This is a genomic window from Maridesulfovibrio ferrireducens, assembly GCF_900101105.1.
Lineage (GTDB): Bacteria > Desulfobacterota > Desulfovibrionia > Desulfovibrionales > Desulfovibrionaceae > Maridesulfovibrio > Maridesulfovibrio ferrireducens.
The window spans coordinates 119,793-136,474 of record NZ_FNGA01000003.1; the positions used below are offsets into that span (position 1 = coordinate 119,793).

A 16,682-nucleotide genomic window follows, 5' to 3' on the forward strand; every position below is an offset into this window, starting at 1 on the left:
TGATAGAGCAGAGATAGGTTATGTTTTTAATCCATAAATGAATAATTAATCCAGCGTCTCCCTATATCTCTTAAGCCCCACCACAAGAACTACCAGCCAGAAAATAATGATGGGCCAGAGGTGGTGTGTTGATTCCACCCATCCACTTCCTTTAAGCAATACCCCGCGCACTAGTCGCAGATAGTGCGTGAGCGGTAGCACTGATCCCAGTGTCTGCGCCCATTGCGGCATTCCTCTGAACGGGAACATAAATCCTGATAGCAATAGAGACGGCAGAAAAAAGAAGATGGACATCTGCACGGCTTGAAGCTGGTTTTTGGCAACGGTTGAAATTGTGACACCGACTGTCAGATTAGCGGCAATGAAAATTGACGAGTACAAAAAGATAATCACAGGGTTGCCGTTAATCGGTACGTTGAACAGAAAGATTGAAGCAACCATGATCAGCATAACTTGGATATAGCCGACCATGACGTAGGGAATTATTTTTCCAAGCATAACTTCAAGCGGGCGAACCGGAGTTGTCAGCAGGTTTTCCATTGTTCCGCGTTCGCGTTCTCTTGTTATTGCCAGAGAAGTGATCATGGAAAGAGTCAGGGTAAGGATTACTCCCATGAGACCTGGCACAATATTATATTGGCTGATGGCTTCAGGGTTGTAATCTGCGTGAATTCGTAAATCGACCGGAGATTTATCCGGCAGCAGGTAACTTAAAGAACCTTTCAGTTCTCGTTCCATGGCTCGATTTACGATTTCTTTCATGGAATTTACCGCATTGCCCGTTGCCATAGGGTCGGTTGCATCTGCTTCAAGCAGCAGCGTAGGGCGTTCGCCTCGTTCAATTTTCTGTCCGAACTGTTCAGGAATAGTCAGCACGAATTGAATTTCGCCAAGTTCCAGCAACCGATTAGCTTCGGCTCTTGAATTTATGAATCTATCTACATCAAAATAAGTACTTGTTTGCATGCCTGAAACAATGGCGCGCGAATATTGACTGTTATCACCGGAAAGTATGGCCAGCGGTAGATGGCGCGGATCGGAATTTATAGCATAGCCGAAAAGAATCAGCTGGATGAGCGGAATGCCGATCATCATTGCGAAGGTGAGTCGGTCACGGCGCATCTGAATGAATTCTTTACCAGCTATTGTCCTGAATCGTTTGAAGGAGAAAAGTTTTAGCGCTCTCATGGCGTTTTCCCTTGCATGAGGTCTATGAATACTTCTTCCAAGCTGGTTTCTGACGGGCCGAAATTGTTTTCAGGTCCAGTCACCGCGCGGATACCTTTTTCAATTATGGATTCATCCCGGCCGCTGATATGCAGAGTGTTCCCGAAGGCTACAACCTGATCAATTCCTTCGGTGGCTCGTAGAAGCGGAGTAATCTCGTTGAGTCGCGGTCCCTTTAGGGTCCATGTATGCAGGCCGGATTGTGTGATTAATTCTTCAAGTGTTCCTTTAGCTAAAAGATGGCCGTAAGCAATGTATGCCAGTCTGTGACAGCGTTCGGCTTCATCCATATAATGAGTACTTATGAGGGCTGTTATTCCCTGTGCGGCAAGGTTATGTACTTCATCCCAGAAATCCCGGCGCGCGGAAGGATCAACTCCCGCAGTCGGTTCATCAAGAAGCAGTAGTTTAGGGCTGTGCAGTGTGCATCCCGTTAAAGCGAGCCGTTGTTTCCAACCGCCTGAAAGACTGTCTGCAAGCTGATTGGTGAATCTGCCGAGGCCCATACGTTCTATGGCTTCATTAATGAGCTTGTTGCGGTTCGGGAGCTGGTAGGCTCTTGCCAGAAAATCAAGATTTTCACGGACTGTCAGGTCTCCGTATAAGCTGAATTTTTGCGCCATGTAGCCCACATTGGGTTTGATCAAATCGGGCTCGGTTAAAATATCATATCCTAGGCATGTGCCGGAACCTGCGTCCGGGCGCAACAGGCCGCACAGCATACGGATGAAGGTGGTTTTGCCGGAACCGTTAGGGCCGAGAAAACCGAATATCTCGCCTTTTTTGACATTCATATCCAGCGCGTCAACTACAGTGCGTTTCCCGAAAATTTTGGTTACGCCCTTTACGTCTATGACTGTTTGATCATTCATTACTGCCTCTGAAAAAAGACTTGATGGTGTCGATCAGCCCAATTTTATGATCAAAATATTTAATGTCCCGGCTGACATCTACAGGCTGTCCCGGCTTAAGAAGCAGCGCATCCTTTAGCGAAGGGTAAGCTTCGAGCATGAATACAAGTTTAGCTCTGCTTTGACTGGAGTAAATTACAGGCGGCGTATACTCTGATTGAGGTGAAATGTAGGTCAATTTTATTCGTAGAGGTTCTTTCAGCCCGTCATAGTTAAGAAATAATTCTTCGCCCACAGTGAATCCGCCGACGATTGGTTCAGGCACATAGAATCTTACCACGCGGTTTTCCGGTGGCAGGATGGAAAGAACAGGTTTACCTGCCGGAACCCATTCGCCTTTGTATCTTATGGTGTCGAAAATCAGGCCTGTGCGTGGGGCCGCCTGTTTTTTTTGATCATAATTCCAGTGAGCTTGTACAAGTCTTGCCTTTGCGGCTTCAACAGCGGATTCAGCCGCTTTTATTTCATCAGAGCGTGAGCCGAGTGTGGCTGTGGTAAGTTGTGATGTTATCTCGTGAACCTGTTGGGTCGCCTGTTGATAGTCCGACCGTGATTTATCGCGTTCTTCTTCGGAAATGGTTCGTGATCTGTAAAGATCTGCTCTGCGTTTATATTCGGTTGCCGCCAGAGATTCTGCTGCTTTTGCCTTTTTAAGCCTTGCCTTGATAGATGCTATTTCAGACGGTCTGCGTCCTTTACGTTTGTCGGCAAGGTCATTAAGAGCCTTGTCCAGATTTTCGGATGCTTCATCTATTCCGGCTTTTTCGAATTTTCTTTCAAGTATGAACAGTGTTTGATTTTCCGTGATCTGTTGTCCTTTTTCAACGTTGATTTCATCAAGCTGTCCGCCAAGGGGAGATGAAACATAGACAAAGTCACCCTCAACATAACCCTGCCAAAGAAAACTTTCTTCATTTGTACAGGCTGAAAGCAGCAAACATATCGTGAGGGTCAGGATTATCAGTGGGGCAGAAATGTAAGTTGATTTCATTTCAGGATTCCTCCGAAATGTTTCTATTTTTAACGGCATCTTCAAATAAAAGAAGATTTCTTCGTATTTGAGGTCTTGGGTCATAATCGCCATCTGAAAGATGAAACAGGAAAGATGGAGGAACAACAGTTCCTAACAACATAAACACCACGTCGTCCGGTTCTATGTCCGATCTGATTTCTCCTGTATTTTGTCCTTTCTTGGCAATTGATGCCGCAGTTTTGCGATATTCAGTCATAACTGCGAGAAATCCTTTTCGCCTCAGAGAATTTTTGCCGGTTATTTTGTCGGAGAACATGAGTCTTGGAATTCCGGGATATTTATAAAGCAGGTCTGCATGCCTGAGAGCAAGATTTTTTAGAATAGCGAGCGGACTTGTTTCTTCTTTTGCAGCAAGAGTTGCATTTGCAATTAATTTATTACGTACAAGATCCCGCAAACCTTCAAAGATTTCATCTTTATTCCGGTAATGTCTATACAGTGCGGATGGAACTATTTTGCACGCCTTCGCAACATTTTCTACTGTGATCGCTGAAATGCTTTTGGCGGCAAGTTCGAGTGCTGCTTCGGCGATTTGTTCGCGACGTGTATTTCGATCCATTCTTTTGCTCAAAATATGCTCCTGTTATGTGAAAGTGAATTCACTTTAACATTAGCGTATAAAAAACGTCAATTGATATGTGTCTTATTCGTTTTTAAATAAGAAACGCCCCTTGATCATAAGACCAAGGGGCGTTTCAAGTTTTATTTGTGGCTGATGATTAGTTTGCTACAGGCTTACCCAGTAAACGCACGGTCGCAAATACAGCCAGAATGGACATCGGCAGTATTATGAACAGCGGCATTCCAAGTCCAGCAGGAATGTAGCCGAATACAATAGATATAAGCGCAACAGGAATTGCGTAGAATATCTGGGTTTTGGTGTGATCGATATGGTCACATGCCGACCCCATTGATGACAGAATTGTTGTGTCTGAAATCGGGGAGCAATGGTCACCGAATATTGCTCCGGTAAGTACCGAGCCGATATTCAGGATGACATAGGATTGATCAGGGGAGAGAGCATATGCCAGCGGAATACACAGCGGCATCAGGATTCCCATGGTTCCGTAAGAAGTACCGGTTGCAAAGGATATGATGGACCCCATTATAAAGATGATGGAAGGCAACAGGAATATCGGGATGGTATCAGATAGGATACTTACCAGATATGCGGCTGTTCCAAGCTCTTTAATTATGCCGGAAAGTGACCAAGCCAGCAGAAGAATTACTGCTGTGATATTGAGAGATTTAACGCCCTGAACCCATGTGGAAATGGCTTCATCAACTTTTAAGATCTTTTTACCTATGGCAAGTGCAAGCGCGACAATTCCGGCTACAAGTGCAGCTTGAAATAAAACAACGGAAGCATCAGATGCACCGAAAGCTTCGCGGATTGCAACAAAGCTGGTCGGAGAGTCTTTAAGTATTGAGATAAGTTTCGCGTTATCTCCGTCCATGATTGAATTATATCCATTAAAATAGAATCCTAAGAAAGCCGCTACAATAAGGGTTCCGATAGGAATAATTGCATCCCAAATGCTGGGAATAATATTTGGATCAGGCTTTAATTCAGTTGCTTCATCTGCAACCATTGGCTTGGCCGTATCAGACAGCACTTTGCCGGTAGTACGGGCGCGATGCTCGGCTTTATACATAGGGCCGAATTCTCTCATGAACCAGATTGTGGCGAGAATGAAGACCAGAATTAAAATATTGTAAAATCTGTAAGGAACAGTTTCTACGAACACGCCATAAGCATTCAGGTTGTAGCCGATTCCCTGAAGACCATCGCGGATAAGGCCGACTTCATATGCAACCCATGTTGAAATAAGAGCTATACCTGCGATTGGAGCAGCTGTTGCATCAATAATAAATGCAAGCTTTTCTCTGGATACATTCATTTTGTCTGTGACCGGACGCATTATCGGTCCGACTGTCAGTGAGTTTGCATAGTCATCAAAGAAGATAAGAAGACCAAGCAGCCACGTTACAAACTGTGAGCTTCTTGGGCTTTTTGCCTTTTTAGCGAGAGCATCAGCAATCGCTTTTGCTCCGCCCATTTTAGAAACGAGCGCGATAAGTCCGCCGATGGCAAGACACTGCAAGATGATACCCGCATTCCACGGGTCAGCGAGGGACATAAGAATTTCGTTGGAAAGTCTGAGAAAACCGTCAACAAATCCGTTGTAGACGTTGAATCCTTTGGATTCGAGCATGAATGCCCCTGAGAAAACACCCAACAGCAATGAAAGAATAACGTTTTTGGTGATAAAAGCTAAAACGATGGCAACGAAAGGCGGAATGAGTGTGAGCATCCCGAATCTAGCCGCATTGACAGAACCTAAGCTGGAGTCCGCAGCAAGCGCGGGCTGACAAAATAGCAGGACTAAAGTAAACAGTAAAAAAATCCCTCGTAAATATCGCATGCAAGATTTCCCCTATGAAATTTATTGCCATTTGGTAAAAACGGCGCTGTAGCAATTACAAGATATTTGTTGCAAAAGCAAACTTGTTGGGTTTTAGCTTTGTTTTTAGAACTAAAATTACGGAATAATGAAAATATCAATGATAGGTTGTCGTATAGAGGGAATGCTTTCAATCTTCTAATATTGATTGCGTCGTTTTTTTTAAATAGATATTAACAATATAAAGTTTGTTCCAAATTTTTAAAAATCAGGAATAGGTAAGTTATGCTTCGGTATATTCGTGATCCAATGAACGGTTTGACTCATTTTATAGGCTTTTGTCTTGCAATAGTTGGATTGAAGATGCTTCTTGATATTTCAATTGATCCTACCAATGTAATGCACGTGGTTACTTTTTCAGTTTTCGGCGTGGGAATGATTTTGTTGTATCTAGCAAGTACGCTTTATCACTGGCTTCCTCTTTCGGAAAAAGGAATACGTTATTTGCGGAAAATAGATCATAGCATGATCTTTATTTATATCGCTGCGACTTACACTCCTATTTGTCTTATCGGGCTGAAGGGTGTGTGGGGCTGGTCTATATTCGGCTGTGTATGGGCTATGGCTGTCGGTGGGATAATTACTAAATTTTTCTGGCTACATGCTCCGCGCTGGCTTTCAACCGGATTTTATCTTGCTATGGGGTGGGCGGCAATTATCGCAATCTGGCCTCTTATACAGGCTTTGCAGATCGGAGCGTTACTCTGGCTATTGGCTGGCGGAATTTTATATTCCATAGGTGCGGTCATTTATGCTCTTAAACGTCCTGATCCTTGGCCCGGTATTCTGGGATTTCATGAAATATTTCATCTTTTTGTGATGGCAGGAAGTTTTTGTCATTTCTGGGTCATGTATGAATATCTTTCTCGTATGAAATAATAATAGTTTATTTTATTAGTGTGTTACTGGTTTATATCCTGCCTCATAGTCTTGTCTTATGTCCTTTTTCTCTTAGCCACATCTCCCAAAAGTTCAAATTAATTTAAAAAAAGTTGCCCCCCGGACCTGAGTCGGCTGTTTCATGTCCGGGCTATTGCATATTCTATGTCTTGTAGGGGGGAGGAACAACACATGTTTCCCTCCAAAGGAGGAATAGAACGAATGACAATGGAAGCTGACTTTTTGGAAGATGAACACTTGGAAGCGGAAAGTATTAAAAAAGAGCATCGCAGATTAACTGAGCAGTTTCTGGCAGATGTGAAAGCTACTTTCGGTTCACCGCACGGCAAGCGTATTTTTACCTTTTTGCTTGAGCAGGGCGGAGTCAACGCGGTTCTTTATTCCAAAGATGCAGACATTTATCGGAATGTGGCTGTTCATGATTTTGTAGTTGAAAATGTTCTTGCTCCTGTCGTTACGGCAGATGAGGAAATCTATCTTTCAATTATTCGTGAGCGTGCAGAAAAACTGAGGAACGAGGAGGATAAGAAAAATGAGTGATTACGTTGCACCTGACGAGTCACAAGCGGGAACAACCGCTGTAGGTGGTAACGAACAGGCAAAGGAATTGCCATCAATTCTTGGCGGTGATGACGCGGAATATGAGCAGGGTTCGGATCAGGAACCGAGTCAGAAGCAAGATGAAAATCAGCGAAATCGTGAAGGTGAAAGTAAGGACGGTGAGCCGACCCTTCGTTCTGTCCCGCAAGTTGACCCGGCGGATTATGAAATAAATTATGGGGAAGGAGTAGAAATACCGTCCCATATTGATAAACATTTTAGAGATTTTGCCCGTGAAAACGGTGTGACCGGCGAAATGGCACAGAAGCTGGTTGATTTTAATAACAAGCTTGAAGTGGCAAGAAGGCAGGATCACGAACAGCAGATTTATAAGTGGGCGGAGCAGATAAACTCGCTTCCCGGCTGGCAGGGCAATGCTTTCAGGCAGAATGTGAGTGTTGCAAACAAGGCAATGAAAACTTTTGCCTCACCCGAGCTTGTAAACCTGATCAAAAAATCAGGTTATAATAATCACCCTGAGGTTGTTAAAGCGTTTCACGGAATCGGGATGCGCATGTCTGAAGATTCTTATGTGGACAGCCCGAAACCGACCGGAAGGAAGAAAACAATCGGAGAAATTCTTTATCCTAATCAGCCTGTTTAATTTTTATTGATAATTGTTCGCTGTCAGCGATTAATTATATATTCTGAACGCTTAAAGCGTCCTTAAATTAGAGCCTCCAGAAGGCCGATTTCAAGGAGATTTTTTATGGGAACTATTGGTAACAACGCACTTACTCTTGCAGAATGGTCCACACGTGTTGATCCAAGCGGCGATGTAGCTGCTGTCGTGGAAACACTTTCACAGACTAACGAAATTCTCGAAGATGCCGCATGGGTTGAAGGTAACCTGCCGACCGGTCACAGAACAACCGTTCGTACTGACCTGCCGACCGTAAGCTGGCGCAAGCTTAATTACGGCATTAAACCCAGCAAATCCCGTACAAAACAGGTCGATGATACCTGCGGTATGCTCGAGTCTTATGCGGAAATGGACAAGGCGTTGTCTGAACTCAATGGTAATACTTCCACATTCCGTATTTCAGAAGAGCGAGCATTTCTCGAAGCAATGAATCAGGAATTTGCAGATACTTTTGTCTACGGTGACACTGCGCTTGAACCTGAAAAATATTTGGGACTTTCTCCCCGCTTCAGTAATCTTGAACATGATAATGTCGTCAATTTCGGTGGAACAGGTGATAACTGCACTTCCATCTGGATTGTTTGTTGGTCCGATCAGACTGTTCATTTCACCTTCCCTAAAGGAAGCACCGGCGGTTTGACTCATAAGGATCTTGGTGAGGTCACTCTCGAAGATGCAAACGGCGGTAAATATCAGGGACTCCGTACCCACTTCAAGTGGACTCCGGGCCTTGTTGTCCGCGACTGGCGTTATGTAATGCGTGTCGCTTCCATTGATACAACCAATTTCGGCACCGAATCTTTGCGTCATGCGCTGATTCAGGCTCTGAACAAAATACCCAACACAAATATGGGTAAAACTGTAATTTATTGCAACCAGACCATCAAAACTCAGCTTGATATTGAAGCCTCCGACAAAAACAATGTCATGCTTAAAACTGAGAATTGGGAAGGCAAGCCTGTGACAACCTTCTGGGGCTGTCCGATTCGCAGAGTTGATTCTATTCTCAACACAGAATCTGCAATCATTGCTTAGCTATTGATCCGTTCGGGTTTTAAACTGATAAAATTTTAAGGAGATTCATATGTATTTGGATAATGAACTTTGTTTTTGCGAAGAACAGGCAATAACCGGAAACACCATTTCTGAAAATGTTATTTATGTCGGTGAAGATTGCGGCAGCGGTAACAATGTTAAAATTAAAGTCTTCGTGGATGGTGAAGATTTTGCGGAGCTCACAGATTTGAGAATCGCGTTGCAGGGATCTGAAAATGACACTTTCGGACTTTATGATACCGTTTTTGAATCCGGTCCAATTCCGGTTGCAAGCCTGATCAAAGGCTACAGCTTTCCGCTTCCATCGCTTCCTGTGAAACATAAAGCTTATGTCAGGCTTTCTTTCACCGTTGGCGGAAGCGATGCAACTGCCGGTAAAATCAGCGGTTATGTGATTCTGGATGATCAGACAAACGTGTAGCTCAAAGAGATTATTTTGAAATATATTTGTAAAGAGAATTGCTACGCAAGGAATCCGCAGGGCGTATTTCAGCGCTTTAACAGCGGCGATGAGGCTGATTTCGGTGACGTTATGATCGTTCCTGCTCATTTCAAAAAAGTAGACGGCGGTTCCGGTAACTCTGCTGACAGCGGCATTAAAAGTGAAAGAGATGAGCTTATAGATAAGCTTAAAGATCTCGGAATAGCTTTTTCTCCGAAAGATAGCGTACCTAAATTGCGCAAACTGATGAAGGAGGCTGATTTATAGGAAAATTAAAACATAACTACTTTTGCTAGTAGCCTTAAGTTGTTCAGGTAAACCTTTCGCCCCCGGAATTTATTCCGGGGGTTTTTTATTAATAAAATTATCCAGCCGGACATGAATAAGCCGAGTCAGATCCGGCCCGCTTCACGAAGTCCATTTGCCGGACGGACGCAGAATCGAATATACCTCTGACCCTCTGGGACGGAGAATTGCTAAATCTATCAATGGTAAAGCTGTTGAAAAATATCTCTGGAAGGATTTGACCACGCTAATTGCCGTGACGGATGGCGAAGGATTACACCCAAAAGTATTTTCCTATAACGAAGAAGGCGATCCTGTCAGCATGACTTTTGAAGGACGCACCTTTTTCTTTGCGACTAATCAAGTCGGCACAATCTTCATGGTTGCGGACGAAAGAGGTTATGATGTAAAGCGGATTATATATGATTCGTTTGGTAATGTATTACTCGATAGCGGTGTCAGTCTGGATGTATGCCTCGGATTCGCCGCGGGACTAACAGACAAAGATACTGGACTCGTACATTTGGGATATCGTGAATACGATCCCGCCATCGGCAGATTCATAACTCCCGACCCAATCGGTTTAGCTGGCGGGGATGTGGATGTTTATGGCTACTGTCTCGATGATCCTATTAATTTTCATGATCGGACGGGATTGACTGGGGAAAGTGAAGAAAAGAAAGAAGGAGCTTTTTCAAAAATAATCTCAGGATTACGTAAAGCTTCAACTGCAATCCCGAAAGGACTTGAAGGGGCAACGGAAAAAAGCATTAAGGGTATCAAAAAAGCTACTGTCGAAGGTGGAAAAGCTGCGGTAGAAGCTCTTGATAAGGGGGCAGATGCAGCGGGTGAGGCTGTTGGGAAAACTGTAGATGAATTTAAAAATAATAAAGAATTACGAAAATATACTGAGATAGCTCTCGGGGCAGGGGCGTTGCCTATTGCTTTAGCTTCAGGAGTAGCTGCCGGCCCTGCTGTTTCGAGTGCAGCGGCATCTGTTGCAACTAAGATAGCTACGACTCCAGGAGCACAAACTGTATTAGGTTTTGCAAAGGGGCTTAACCCGTTTAGCGGAGAAGCTCCAAAGCCTAGCTCTCTAGCAGAAGCTGCGGGTATGGGGACTCCTCTTCTGATTAAAACGTTAGATGAAATGGGAGTTTGGAATAAGATTGGAGATGATTTTAATAAAAATGTACAAAATCGGTATGAAGGGCGATACAATATTGATAAAAATAAAATATTACCTTCAAGAACCACTGTGACCCAACGAAACTCTAAATAAAATATAATTTTAAAAGCTGCTCTAAGAATTTAAAATATTTTATATAAATTAACTAAACACGTGTAATGCAGGGAAATAATTGAAAAAAAAAGAACTACCCTTTTTTGCAAGAATTCTGTGGTTCGTGGGGGGCTTTTTAGGGTTATTAATTGCGGCTCCTTGGAATGTAAATAGAGTCTTTCATTGGCGTGGAGGTGTTCCTACAACTCCTGGAACCGGATGGATTTTAGCTTTTTTTTGTATTCTCGCTATGGCATATGCGATTCGAGGCAACACGACGTTGCCGGGCTTTGCCTACGGCTTATACGAAGACCATATTTGTCCTGAATGTGAACGAGTTTTTCTTAAAGGTGAAAACCCAGATAAATCTATGTGTCCAGATTGCAAGATTGTATTGGAACCTTTGAAAGACTTCTATGCACGACATCCAGAATTAAAGGACATCGAGACTAAAAAGCCAAAGTACGAAAGCAAAGACAACTAACCATATCTGCCCCGACTTCGGTCGGGGCATCTTTTTTATAAAAATCCCGACCATCGGAAGGTTCATAACTCCCGACCCAATCGGTTTAGCTGGCGGGGATGTGGATGTTTATGGCTACTGCCTCGATGATCCGATTAATTTTCATGACCGGACGGGGCTGGCTGGGGAGAGTGAGGAGTCGAAAGAGAATACTGTCAAAAACGAACCTATAAATAGCAAACTTGCTGGTGCTGATCGGGATTATAAGAAAAGAACTCGTAGTAAGAATGAAAGGGAAAAAAGGAAAGACTCTGAGGAAGAGGATTCTTATCCAATTAAAGAAGTTCGTGCTTATCATGGTAATGGAACCATGGAAGTCTACTCTGAAGATGGACCCAGAGATACATACGAATACACTTCAGGACGGCCCGGAAAAAAAGATCAGACCAAAAAAGATGAGGGGCCTATCCCAAGTGGAGAGTATGAATTTGATCCTAAAGAAACCTCTGAAGTTGAAGGGGCGCATTATTTAGCTCGAAGACTCCTTCGTGGTGACTGGGGGCACGGAAGAATTCCGCTTCACCCTTCAAATAAAACCCAAACTCATGGGAGAGACGGTTTCTTTATTCATGGAGGAGATACAAAAGGTTCCGCGGGCTGTATTGATATTGGAGACAAGGATAGGAAATTTTTCAAAAATGTTAGAAAAACAAAAAATAAAGTAAAAGTAACAGTTCACTAGCAATATTGGTAGACCGCATTAGTGCGGTCTACTTTCAGGATAACTATGATGGATATTTTTTTAGCGTTTATTATAGGCAGTTTAGGCAAATTTTGTGGTTATTTTTTCTTTTTCCACGAAAAAGTTGATTATTTTATAATTATTCCTCTTAGTTGTGTTGCCGTTTGCATGACAGCTAAAAGACATTACTTGTCTTACCCTACGGCTGCATTGGGGTTTGCCAGCCATGAATATCTGTTCTCCTCAGTGGGGATTTCCATGGGACTTATATATCAACAGTATACTTTTATCAGTTTTTTGGGGTCATTCACCATTTACTTAATTCTTTTATGGCTTATTCACTTTAGCCTTATTCTTGGCACTCGTGGCGTTGCTTTTATTCAAAGTCACGTAAAAAACAGGTAACATTATTAGTTTTTACTTTCAAAGAATAGTGAGTAAAACGCCCCCACCATCGGCAGGTTCATAACTCCCGATCCAATTGGTTTAGCTGGCGGGGATGTGGATGTTTATGGTTACTGCCTCGATGATCCTATTAATTTTCATGATTGGACTGGATTTGCTGAGGAGAGTGAGAAGAATTAATCACATCAGCCCCGCACCCCAAAAGTGCGGGGCATTTTTTTATCAAAAAAACCACCCCCCGGACCTGACTCGGCTTATTCATGTCCGCCCTATCTTTTATCCTGACTTTGTAGGGGATTCATTAATTGAATTGTAACCATAACAAAGACAGGAGAATTTACGTGGCAATTTCAGAAGTTAAAATTTGTAACCTTGCGCTTAGGAAACTCGGCGCAAGGCTTATTGAATCGCTCAGCGACAGTTCACAGGAGGCCGTGACCTGTAATCTATTTTATGAGCAGGTTCGGGACGCGGTTTTGCGGGATCATCCTTGGAATTTTGCAACCTGCCGTTGCAGACTTGCCAAGCTTGCACAGGCTCCAGCCTTCGGGTTTTCCTTTCAGTATCAGGTTCCGGTGGATTGTCTTCATTTGCGCCAACTCAGCCGGGCCGATGATGAATTCGTTGTTGAAGGTGATAAAATTCTTACGAATATGGATGGAGCTTCCGCCATTTACACCAGCAAAGTCAGCAATCCGGTACTTTTTGATTCATCGTTTGTGATGGCTTTTTCCGCACGTCTTGCCGCAGAAATGGCGGATGATATCACCGGGTCGTCTTCCAAAGCCAGAGAGATGTGGACGCTTTATTTGAATGCAATGCAGTCCGCCAGACTGGCGGATTCCTCTGAAGGGCGTGAGGATGAGATTTTGAATGATCCGTGGCTTGAGGCTCGCGGAATACATGGTCTTGATTCACCTGTTTGGAGGGCGTAGCCGTGTCAGTATCATTAATAATGACCAATTTCAGCGCCGGGGAACTTTCCCCTCGTCTCGGAGGTCGGGTTGATCTCGCAAAATATTCAAACGGGCTGGCTGTACTTGAAAATATGTACACTCACCCGCATGGCGGCGCATCACGCAGAACCGGTTTCCGTTTCATCCGAGAAGTTATCGGGCGGGATTTAATGGTGCAAGGATGTTTTGATTCTGCGGACGGTTGGACAATCGGCGCAGGGTGGTCAGTTTCAGATTCAGCAGCTTCGTGTGATGGAACGCAAAGCGTCTCTACTATTCTCAGTCGTGATATTGGTCTGATTGCGGGCCGTACGTATGAGTTCGGGTTTAAAATCTCAAATTGTATAGGTGGTTCAGTTCAGATTATTTCCGCAGGGGCGGGAGTCAGTAATCCAGCCTCTGCTGACGGTCTGTTTGTGTCGCGTCTTGAAGCTGGAGAATCCGGTTTAATATCCATTAGTGCGGATGTGGATTTCATCGGTAAAGTTGAGTCGGTTTATGTGCGGGAGATAGGTCCGAAAGTTCGGCTTATTCCTTTTGAGTTTTCCACTGAGCAGGCTTATGTCCTTGAATTTACCGACAAGAATGTCAGAATTTACAAGGATAGCGGCATTGTTGTGGACGCAGATGGCGAACCTGTCGAGGTTTCCACCCCGTATACTGAGAGTGATTTGGAAAAACTTCGATTCACTCAATCCGCAGACGTTATGTATCTCGTGCATCCTGAAGTTCAGCCTTATAAACTTTCCAGAACATCGCATGTTGACTGGACTGTGAAACTTGTGCCTTTTTTATCGCCGCCTGCCGAGTGGAACAGCGAGAAAGGATTTCCTTCGTGCGTGACGTTTTTTGAAGAGCGTTTGTGTTTTGCCGCTAGCCCTGCAAATCCGCAAACGGTATGGATGAGCAAAAGTGGGGCTTATGAGAATTTTGGAGTTTCGGCTCCTGTGGTGGATGATGATGCCTGCACTTATACGTTATCCGCTGATCAGGTGAATGCTATTCGTTGGATGGTCAGTTCCAAGAAACTTATAATGGGAACATCCGGCGGCGAATGGTGGCTTTCCGGCGGTGGCAGTGCTGATTCTGTCACTCCTAATTCAGTGATGGTCCGACGTGAGACAACTCATGGATCAGCAGCTATTCCACCTGTGGTTGTCGGCGGCATCATGATTTTTTTGCAACGCGAAGGAAAAACGATTCGCGAACTTTCATATTCATTTGAAGCTGACGGCTATGTAGCTCCCGACCTTACCATTCTGGCTGAACATTTAACCCGGTCCAACACCATTACCGAATGGGCATATCAACAGTCCCCTGATTCCATAGTCTGGATGATTCGGGATGATGGCGCTCTTTTGGGGCTTACTTATCAACGCGAGCACGAAGTTGTCGGTTATCACAGGCATGTTACAGAGGGTAAATTCCGTTCTGTGTGCGTTATTCCGGGCGTCTCGCAGGAAGAGTTGTGGTGCGTGGTGACGCGGGAAGTCGAAGGTGTAACCCGTAGTTACATCGAGCGAATGGAAGAACAGTTTAACGGTGAAGATTCTGTTAGCGCCTTTTTTGTGGATTCCGGGCTTAGTTATGATCAGGACGTTGCTGATACCGTGTTTACGGGGCTTGATCATCTTGAAGGTAAGAAAGTCTCTATTCTTGCGGACGGCGCTGTACGTCCTGATGTTGTGGTTGAAAAAGGGCACATCACGCTGGCTTCTCCTGCGAAGGTTGTGCATGCGGGGCTTCCTTATACTTCAAATCTCAAAACTTTGCGTATAGAGGGCGGATCAATGACCGGTACTGCGCAGGGAAGTATGAAAAGGATATCTCATGTGACTGTGCGTTTGTTTCAGTCGCTCGGCTTGCAGGTGGGGTACGATAAAGACAATTTGGAGCGCGCTCCTTTCCGTACTTCCGCAGATAAAGTAGGGGGGCCGCCTTCGCTTTTTGATGGAGATTATGAGGTTAAATTTAATCGCGGTTATGACCGTGACGGTCAGATTTATATTCGGCAGGATCAACCCTTACCGTTGACCGTACTGGCTCTTATTCCCCAAGTTTCGGTATATTCATGAGTAGGCTGCCTAAGGGATGTAGTATTACTCTTGGTGTTCCTACAGTTTCGCATATTGAATTCATGGCAGAAGAAATTCGGCAGAGCGATCGGCAGGATATTGAAGGATTAAGTGCCGACAGTTCAGTGTTTGAGGTCATAATGCGGGACGTTGAAAAGTCTAAACTCGTGTATGCTCTTTATCTTGGCGAAAATCCTTATGCTGTTTTCGGAGTAATTCCCGGAGCTGTTTCAGGAACTGGAACTCCTTGGGTAGTTGGAACAAAAAATGTTGATAAAAATCCGTTGCCGTTTGCAAGAGCTTCGTTGTCTCTTTTAGAAATGTTGCAAAAGGAATTTCTTGTTTTTGAAACGTTTGTATGCACTCAAAATAGGAAAAGTATTCTTTGGCACCGTTGGTGCGGGTTTAAGTTTTATGATGAAAAAATAAAACTTGGCCGTGACCTTTATTACCGGGCAACGCGAACAGCCGGAACAAAATTAAATAAAAACGGAGAGAGATAATGGCAACAGGAACAATGCTGGCAGTTGGTTCTATGGCGGCAAGCGTCGTGGGCGGTGCAATGAGTAGTGGTGGTGGAGGCGGCGGTGGGGCGGCAGTCGGTCAAGCCGCAAGTTCTGCTGTGCAGATGGCGGGAGGCGGTTTTAATGCCCAAGCGGGAATTGGTATGATGACCGATTTCGGAAAGTCTGTTTTTGATAGCGGAAATTCTCAGAGAGAGGCGGCATACAATTCACAAATGGCGGAACTGCAAAATATTAATAATATGCAACGCAGAGTATACAGCCGCAACAGCAGTTATAAAGAAGCACAGCTTATCAGGAAAGATGCTGAAATTAAGCTGGCAACTTTGCGCCGCGAATTATATCGCAGAGAACATTCTCTTGGGGGTTATAAAGGGGTGCGCCTTGATTCCGGTTCGATTGTGGATGTTAAAGAGGATACAATCAGGCAGGCCCGTTATGATGCTGAAATTGTAAAATATCAGGCGGATGTTTCGGCAAGCAGACATCTATCACAAGGGGATATGGCTGTATGGTCGGGAACCAGCAGTGCCATTCTTGATAAAAACCAATCTGACCATGTCTATGGAAAAAAGGTGGACGGCCTTGGCTCCTCTCTTGTTGATAAGGCTGGGAAGAATCTTACGAGCATACTTAGCTGATATTTATTAAGTTTTTAAGTGGATGACAAAAG

General features: G+C 44.2%; 20 protein-coding genes. 15 read left to right on the plus strand and 5 right to left on the minus strand.

The genetic code is table 11. The features are described 5' to 3' along the window. Nucleotides 1–45 precede the first annotated feature (45 nt). The 5 genes from BLT41_RS09770 to BLT41_RS09790 form a co-directional block, all read right to left on the minus strand. Entirely contained in the window at nucleotides 46–1,188 is a 1,143-nt protein-coding gene (locus tag BLT41_RS09770) for an ABC transporter permease (protein ID WP_092160653.1), read from the minus strand. After that, entirely contained in the window at nucleotides 1,185–2,099 is a 915-nt protein-coding gene (locus BLT41_RS09775) for an ABC transporter ATP-binding protein (RefSeq protein ID WP_092160655.1), read from the minus strand. The genes BLT41_RS09770 and BLT41_RS09775 overlap by 4 nt, the downstream gene beginning before the upstream one ends. Then, nucleotides 2,092–3,129: an HlyD family secretion protein gene (locus tag BLT41_RS09780; RefSeq protein ID WP_092160657.1), complete on the minus strand. Its 1,038-nt coding sequence runs from the start codon at nucleotides 3,127–3,129 to the stop codon at nucleotides 2,092–2,094. The genes BLT41_RS09775 and BLT41_RS09780 overlap by 8 nt, the downstream gene beginning before the upstream one ends. A gap of 1 nt (nucleotide 3,130) precedes the next feature. Further along, nucleotides 3,131–3,742: a TetR/AcrR family transcriptional regulator gene (locus BLT41_RS09785; protein ID WP_092160659.1), complete on the minus strand. Its 612-nt coding sequence runs from the start codon at nucleotides 3,740–3,742 to the stop codon at nucleotides 3,131–3,133. A 148-nt stretch (nucleotides 3,743–3,890) separates the two neighbouring features. Then, the gene (locus BLT41_RS09790; protein WP_092160661.1) at nucleotides 3,891–5,597 is read right to left on the minus strand and encodes a Na+/H+ antiporter NhaC family protein; all 1,707 of its coding nucleotides are present in this window, start codon (nucleotides 5,595–5,597) and stop codon (nucleotides 3,891–3,893) included. A 264-nt stretch (nucleotides 5,598–5,861) separates the two neighbouring features. Here BLT41_RS09790 and trhA point away from each other — a divergent pair, with 264 nt between their 5' ends. From trhA to BLT41_RS09865, 15 genes are all read left to right on the plus strand, one after another. After that, nucleotides 5,862–6,515: a PAQR family membrane homeostasis protein TrhA gene (gene trhA, locus BLT41_RS09795; protein WP_092160663.1), complete on the plus strand. Its 654-nt coding sequence runs from the start codon at nucleotides 5,862–5,864 to the stop codon at nucleotides 6,513–6,515. 192 nt (nucleotides 6,516–6,707) lie between these two features. Then, nucleotides 6,708–7,076 carry a hypothetical protein gene (locus BLT41_RS09800; protein WP_244512242.1) on the plus strand — a complete coding sequence of 123 codons (369 nt, stop codon included), beginning with the start codon at nucleotides 6,708–6,710 and terminating at the stop codon, nucleotides 7,074–7,076. After that, a complete protein-coding gene (locus BLT41_RS09805) occupies nucleotides 7,069–7,740 on the plus strand; it encodes a hypothetical protein (RefSeq protein ID WP_092160666.1) in 672 nt (223 codons plus the stop codon). Before BLT41_RS09800 ends, BLT41_RS09805 begins: the two co-directional genes overlap by 8 nt. A gap of 105 nt (nucleotides 7,741–7,845) precedes the next feature. Continuing rightward, on the plus strand, nucleotides 7,846–8,814 hold the full coding sequence (locus BLT41_RS09810; protein ID WP_092160667.1) for a major capsid protein: 969 nt from the start codon (nucleotides 7,846–7,848) through the stop codon (nucleotides 8,812–8,814). Nucleotides 8,815–8,863: 49 nt separating this feature from the next. Beyond that, complete coding sequence (locus BLT41_RS09815) at nucleotides 8,864–9,256, plus strand: Bbp16 family capsid cement protein (RefSeq protein WP_092160669.1); 393 nt, start codon at nucleotides 8,864–8,866, stop codon at nucleotides 9,254–9,256. Between the two features lie 15 nt (nucleotides 9,257–9,271). Beyond that, nucleotides 9,272–9,544 (plus strand): hypothetical protein, encoded by a 273-nt coding sequence (locus BLT41_RS09820; protein ID WP_092160671.1) that lies wholly within the window; start codon nucleotides 9,272–9,274, stop codon nucleotides 9,542–9,544. 115 nt (nucleotides 9,545–9,659) lie between these two features. Next, nucleotides 9,660–10,844 (plus strand): RHS repeat domain-containing protein, encoded by a 1,185-nt coding sequence (locus BLT41_RS09825; protein WP_483127850.1) that lies wholly within the window; start codon nucleotides 9,660–9,662, stop codon nucleotides 10,842–10,844. A gap of 79 nt (nucleotides 10,845–10,923) precedes the next feature. Continuing rightward, on the plus strand, nucleotides 10,924–11,328 hold the full coding sequence (locus tag BLT41_RS09830) for an MAPEG family protein (RefSeq protein ID WP_092160684.1): 405 nt from the start codon (nucleotides 10,924–10,926) through the stop codon (nucleotides 11,326–11,328). A 52-nt stretch (nucleotides 11,329–11,380) separates the two neighbouring features. Further along, nucleotides 11,381–12,049 (plus strand): tlde1 domain-containing protein, encoded by a 669-nt coding sequence (locus BLT41_RS17660; protein WP_280141309.1) that lies wholly within the window; start codon nucleotides 11,381–11,383, stop codon nucleotides 12,047–12,049. Nucleotides 12,050–12,094: 45 nt separating this feature from the next. Continuing rightward, nucleotides 12,095–12,454: a hypothetical protein gene (locus tag BLT41_RS09840; RefSeq protein WP_139167351.1), complete on the plus strand. Its 360-nt coding sequence runs from the start codon at nucleotides 12,095–12,097 to the stop codon at nucleotides 12,452–12,454. Nucleotides 12,455–12,502: 48 nt separating this feature from the next. Further along, nucleotides 12,503–12,634 carry an RHS repeat-associated core domain-containing protein gene (locus tag BLT41_RS09845; protein ID WP_092160703.1) on the plus strand — a complete coding sequence of 44 codons (132 nt, stop codon included), beginning with the start codon at nucleotides 12,503–12,505 and terminating at the stop codon, nucleotides 12,632–12,634. 161 nt (nucleotides 12,635–12,795) lie between these two features. After that, the gene (locus BLT41_RS09850) at nucleotides 12,796–13,389 is read left to right on the plus strand and encodes a phage connector family protein (RefSeq protein ID WP_092160705.1); all 594 of its coding nucleotides are present in this window, start codon (nucleotides 12,796–12,798) and stop codon (nucleotides 13,387–13,389) included. Between the two features lie 2 nt (nucleotides 13,390–13,391). Beyond that, nucleotides 13,392–15,485, plus strand: a complete 2,094-nt coding sequence (locus tag BLT41_RS09855; RefSeq protein ID WP_092160707.1) for a phage tail protein — start codon at nucleotides 13,392–13,394, stop codon at nucleotides 15,483–15,485. After that, nucleotides 15,482–15,988: a hypothetical protein gene (locus BLT41_RS09860; RefSeq protein ID WP_092160709.1), complete on the plus strand. Its 507-nt coding sequence runs from the start codon at nucleotides 15,482–15,484 to the stop codon at nucleotides 15,986–15,988. Before BLT41_RS09855 ends, BLT41_RS09860 begins: the two co-directional genes overlap by 4 nt. Next, on the plus strand, nucleotides 15,988–16,650 hold the full coding sequence (locus BLT41_RS09865) for a hypothetical protein (protein WP_092160711.1): 663 nt from the start codon (nucleotides 15,988–15,990) through the stop codon (nucleotides 16,648–16,650). The genes BLT41_RS09860 and BLT41_RS09865 overlap by 1 nt, the downstream gene beginning before the upstream one ends. Nucleotides 16,651–16,682: the final 32 nt, after the last annotated feature.

Excerpts from the sequence above, each read along its gene's own strand:
- BLT41_RS09770 (WP_092160653.1), bottom strand. The coding sequence starts at position 1,188 with ATGAGAGCGCTAAAACTTTTCTCCTTCAAACGATTCAGGACAATAGCT.
- BLT41_RS09775 (WP_092160655.1), bottom strand. The coding sequence starts at position 2,099 with ATGAATGATCAAACAGTCATAGACGTAAAGGGCGTAACCAAAATTTTC.
- BLT41_RS09780 (WP_092160657.1), bottom strand. The coding sequence starts at position 3,129 with ATGAAATCAACTTACATTTCTGCCCCACTGATAATCCTGACCCTCACG.
- BLT41_RS09790 (WP_092160661.1), bottom strand. The coding sequence starts at position 5,597 with ATGCGATATTTACGAGGGATTTTTTTACTGTTTACTTTAGTCCTGCTA.
- trhA (WP_092160663.1), top strand. The coding sequence starts at position 5,862 with ATGCTTCGGTATATTCGTGATCCAATGAACGGTTTGACTCATTTTATA.
- BLT41_RS09800 (WP_244512242.1), top strand. The coding sequence starts at position 6,708 with ATGTTTCCCTCCAAAGGAGGAATAGAACGAATGACAATGGAAGCTGAC.
- BLT41_RS09805 (WP_092160666.1), top strand. The coding sequence starts at position 7,069 with ATGAGTGATTACGTTGCACCTGACGAGTCACAAGCGGGAACAACCGCT.
- BLT41_RS09810 (WP_092160667.1), top strand. The coding sequence starts at position 7,846 with ATGGGAACTATTGGTAACAACGCACTTACTCTTGCAGAATGGTCCACA.
- BLT41_RS09815 (WP_092160669.1), top strand. The coding sequence starts at position 8,864 with ATGTATTTGGATAATGAACTTTGTTTTTGCGAAGAACAGGCAATAACC.
- BLT41_RS09840 (WP_139167351.1), top strand. The coding sequence starts at position 12,095 with ATGATGGATATTTTTTTAGCGTTTATTATAGGCAGTTTAGGCAAATTT.
- BLT41_RS09860 (WP_092160709.1), top strand. The coding sequence starts at position 15,482 with ATGAGTAGGCTGCCTAAGGGATGTAGTATTACTCTTGGTGTTCCTACA.
- BLT41_RS09865 (WP_092160711.1), top strand. The coding sequence starts at position 15,988 with ATGGCAACAGGAACAATGCTGGCAGTTGGTTCTATGGCGGCAAGCGTC.